Genomic DNA, 3,847 nt, shown 5'->3' with positions numbered 1-3,847 from the left:
GCCTCGTGGTGCAACACCCAGCCCTGGCAGGTGGTGGTGACCTCGGGCGCCGGCACGGAGCGCTTTCGCGAAGCCCTGGGCGCGCACGTGGCGAGCCATCCCGAGATCGAACCGGATTTCCCCTTCCCGCGCGAATACCCGGGCGTGTATCGCGAGCGGCGGCGCGAATGCGGCTTCCAGCTATACGAGAGCGTGGGCATCAAGCGGGGCGACCGCGAGGCCTCGGCCCGCCAGGGGGCGGAGAACTTCCGTTTCTTCGGGGCGCCGCACGTGGCCATCATCACCACGCCCGAGGCGCTGGGAGTGTACGGCGCGGTAGATTGCGGCGCCTACGTGAGCAATTTCATGCTGGCCGCGCAAAGCCTGGGCGTGGCGACCATCGCGCAGGCGGCGCTGGCGGGCTATTCACCTTTCATCCGCGCCCATTTCGGCATTCCCGAAGACCAGCGCATCGTGTGCGGCATCTCGTTTGGCTATGCGGACCTCGAGCACCCGGCCAATGGGTTCCGGACGACGCGGGCGCCCATCGGGGACGTGGTGCGGTGGGTGGAGGGTTGATAAAAATCCTCACGGTTACAAGGATTTCTTGGAAGTCGGACGATTTCTGCCATAAATCCTTACGACCTTGTGGATTGGTTGTGCAGCTACGGTGAAGACTTTAGAATCCTCACAATCGTGAGGATTCCATGAAGATCACCATAGATACACCGCAAGCGCTCGGCCCCGTCGTCCGCGCCACCCGCAAAGCTCAAGGCCTTCGTCAGGACGATGCCGCCGGCGCCATTGGCGTGAGCGAAAACTTTCTCGGCAAGATCGAGCGGGGGGGCGAGACGGCCCAGTGGGGCAAACTGTTCCAGGTGCTCAAGGGGCTGGGGATTCGAGTCGTGCTCGATGTGCCGGAAGAGGCCGCCGAGCGCGTGGCCCGCGCGATGGAGCGGGATACAGGCGAGCCATGAGTGAGCGCGCCCTCCTCGTCAGCATCGGCGATCTCCCCGTGGGCGAGCTCCGGGAGCAGAACGGCGTTTGGACCTTCCAGTACAGCGATACCTGGCTGCGCTTCGACGGGCGCCATCCGCTGAGCCCGCATTTACCCTTGCAGCGCGAGCCATTCATCGACGGGGCCAGCGTCCGCCCGGTGCAATGGTATTTCGACAACCTGCTGCCCGAGGAAGGGCAGAGAACGCTGCTCGCGGCGGATGCCCGCCTCGATGCCGCGGACGCCTTCGGCCTGCTGAGTTGGTATGGCGCCGAAACGGCGGGCTCGCTTACGCTGCTTCCGCCGGACGCACCGGCAAACGCGGGCGCTGAAGCGCTCCGGACACTCTCCGATGCCGAGCTGTCTCAACGTATTCGCCAGCTGCCGCGCGTCCCGCTCACACATGGCGCCGTCAAGCGCATGTCGCTAGCAGGCGCGCAGCACAAGCTCGCGGTCGTCATGCGCGATGGCGTGCTCTACGAACCTTCTGGGGCCTCGGCATCGCTCCATATCCTGAAACCCGAACATCCGGATCCCGATTATCCGCACTCGGTGGCCAACGAATGGTTTGTCATGCGCCTGGCGGCCGAATCCGGGCTCGCGGTTCCGCCGGTACACCGCCGCTATGTCCCCGAACCGGCTTACATCGTGGACCGGTTCGACCGCATCGTACGCAACGGGAAGATAGAACGCCTGCATGCCATCGATGCCTGTCAGCTGCTGGGTCTTGACCGCAGCTTCAAGTACCAGCAAGGCAGCATCGCGAATCTTTCCCGGCTGGCTGACGCCTGCCGAAGCCCGGCTGTCGCGCGCACGCGCTTATTCACGTGGGTGGTTTTCAACGTACTGACGGGCAATGGCGATGCGCACCTGAAAAACCTGAGCTTTCTGATTACAGGCGCGGGCGTGCAGCTGGCCCCGCACTACGATCTGATCAGCACGGCAGTCTACGAGTCACGCGCCTTCGACAAACCGGATTGGCCGCAGTCCACGCACTTGGCGTGGCCCATCCTGGATGCAAGGCGCTTTGCCGAGGTTGATCGGCAATTGATGATCGCAGCGGGCGTCGAGCTGGGCTTGAACCGCGGCACGGCGGAGCGTTTGCTGGACGAATGCCGCCGCCGCATCGTGCCGGCCGCCGAGCATGTGTACGCGGCCTTCGAAGCGAGGACCGGAGAAGCTGGCTTGCAATCCCCGGCAACGCGAGCGGGGGAGGCGCGCTGCTTGCGCGCGATTATCCACGCCGTCATACGCGAAATGACCGAGCGGCTTTCCTGAGCCGCCTACAACCCTGCCAGCCCGCGCGCGGCCACCACCGCTTCGGTGCGGTTGCGCACGTCGAGCGCGCGGAAGATCGCGGCCAGGTGGATCTTGACGGTGCCTTCGCTGATGCCGAGGTCGCGCGCAATGAGTTTGTTGGGCTTGCCTTCTGAAAGCAGGCGCAAGACGTCGATCTGCCGTTCGGTAAGCAGGCTGCGCAGTTGATCGAGCGAGGCGGCGCGGGCTTCCCCGGCCGGCTCGGCGACGCGAGGCGGCGTCGTGGCGGGGGAGGCGATGCCGGAGAGCATCATCTGCGGCACGAATACGCCGCCGGCGAGCACGAGCCGCACGGCCGAGAGCATGACGTCGGGCGAGTAGGCCTTGGGGATGTAACCGAGCGCGCCGAGTTCGATGGCGGCACGCATGACGTCGGGATCTTCGACGCCGGAGAGCACGATGATGGGCAGCGCAGGCAGCCGCTCGCGCAACTCGGCGATGTGCTGGTGCCCTGCCGCGCCGGGCATGGTGATGTCAATTAAAGCCAGGTCGAGATCTTCGGTGGCTTCGCGCCGGAGCTCGTCGACGCTGAGCGCGGTCTTGAACTCGACGTCGGGGCCGAGTTCTGCCAGCTTTACCTTGACGGCCTCGATGACCAACCGGTGATCATCGGCGATCAGGATTTTCATTTTTCCCCCATTTGCCTGACGACGTAAAGATAGTCGCGCCGGCCTCTCCAGGCAAGCCTGCCAGGCCCCACCAAAGGCATAGGCCGCACGAAATAGCCGCCCGTGCGGGCGGCTATCGGATCGCGGGCGAAGGGAGAGTCTTAGGCTCGTGCGTCCGCCGCCCAGCCTTATTGGGGCTCCACGCCCGCATCCTGGACGAGCTTGGTGAGCACGGGAATCTCTGACTGGATGAGCTTGAGGAAGTCTGCCTGGGTGCCCGGCATGGTCTCGACGCCCAGGGGCCCGAATTTCTCTTCCGTCGAAGGCAGCTTGAGCATGGCCTGCACGGCGCCGGTGAGGGTGTCGATCACGTCTTGCGGCAGGCCGCGCGGCCCGACGAGCGCGATCCATGCGCTCATGACGAGCCCCGGGAAGAATTCGGTGAGCGCAGGCAGGTCGGGCATGGCATGCGTGCGCTTGGGGCCGGTCGATGCGAGCGCGCGCAGGCGCCCGGACTGCACGTACGGGAAGGTCGAGGCGCCGCCTTCGAACATCATGTCCACCTGGCCGCCGAGCAGGTCGTTCATGGCGGGGGCGCTGCCCTTGTAGGGCACGTGCAGGATGTCGATGCCTGCGCGCTGGCGGAACATTTCGCCGGTCAGGTGATGCGTGCCGCCGCGGCCGAGCGAGGCGTAGGTGAGCTTGCCGGGCCGCGCCTTGGCGTAGTCGATGAGCTCCTGCACGGTCTTCACCGGAATCGAATTGTTCACCACCAAATAGAACGGCGTGGAGAACATCGTGGTCACGGGCGTGAGGTCGCGCATCGGGTCGGTGCGCAGGTTTTTCATCTTGACATCCTCCCCGGTCTGAAGGCCGGAGATTCCTACGGCGCTCAGGAGCGGCATTGAGCCGCCCCTGAGTCGCTTCGGTGGGTTCCTGCTGCTGG

5 protein-coding genes are annotated in these 3,847 nt (G+C 65.3%); 3 read left to right on the top strand and 2 right to left on the bottom strand.

What is annotated here, in order from left to right; translation table 11 throughout:
* From IRZ12_RS16380 to IRZ12_RS16370, 3 genes are all read left to right on the top strand, one after another.
* Positions 1-558: nitroreductase (locus IRZ12_RS16380; RefSeq protein WP_296470756.1), on the top strand; the 558-nt coding region annotated here is incomplete at its 5' end.
* A gap of 128 nt (positions 559-686) precedes the next feature.
* A complete protein-coding gene (locus IRZ12_RS16375) occupies positions 687-956 on the top strand; it encodes a helix-turn-helix domain-containing protein (RefSeq protein WP_296470753.1) in 270 nt (89 codons plus the stop codon).
* Positions 953-2,254: a HipA domain-containing protein gene (locus tag IRZ12_RS16370; RefSeq protein WP_296470750.1), complete on the top strand. Its 1,302-nt coding sequence runs from the start codon at positions 953-955 to the stop codon at positions 2,252-2,254. The genes IRZ12_RS16375 and IRZ12_RS16370 overlap by 4 nt, the downstream gene beginning before the upstream one ends.
* Before the next feature lie 5 nt (positions 2,255-2,259).
* Here the strand turns inward: IRZ12_RS16370 and IRZ12_RS16365 are convergent, their stop codons facing one another.
* Both IRZ12_RS16365 and IRZ12_RS16360 read right to left on the bottom strand, forming a co-directional pair.
* On the bottom strand, positions 2,260-2,922 hold the full coding sequence (locus tag IRZ12_RS16365) for a response regulator transcription factor (protein WP_296470748.1): 663 nt from the start codon (positions 2,920-2,922) through the stop codon (positions 2,260-2,262).
* A gap of 167 nt (positions 2,923-3,089) precedes the next feature.
* Positions 3,090-3,749 (bottom strand): tripartite tricarboxylate transporter substrate binding protein, encoded by a 660-nt coding sequence (locus tag IRZ12_RS16360; protein WP_296470745.1) that lies wholly within the window; start codon positions 3,747-3,749, stop codon positions 3,090-3,092.
* Positions 3,750-3,847 lie beyond the last annotated feature (98 nt).

It is taken from the genome of Pigmentiphaga sp. (assembly GCF_019689535.1).
Lineage (GTDB): Bacteria > Pseudomonadota > Gammaproteobacteria > Burkholderiales > Burkholderiaceae_B > Pigmentiphaga.
The sequence above is the reverse complement of the archived record's forward strand: the minus strand, read 5'-3'. Positions and strand labels throughout refer to the sequence as shown.

Bases quoted from the DNA above. Each gene is read 5' to 3' on its own strand.
- IRZ12_RS16360 (WP_296470745.1), bottom strand. From the start codon at position 3,749: ATGAAAAACCTGCGCACCGACCCGATGCGCGACCTCACGCCCGTGACC.
- IRZ12_RS16370 (WP_296470750.1), top strand. From the start codon at position 953: ATGAGTGAGCGCGCCCTCCTCGTCAGCATCGGCGATCTCCCCGTGGGC.
- IRZ12_RS16365 (WP_296470748.1), bottom strand. From the start codon at position 2,922: ATGAAAATCCTGATCGCCGATGATCACCGGTTGGTCATCGAGGCCGTC.
- IRZ12_RS16375 (WP_296470753.1), top strand. From the start codon at position 687: ATGAAGATCACCATAGATACACCGCAAGCGCTCGGCCCCGTCGTCCGC.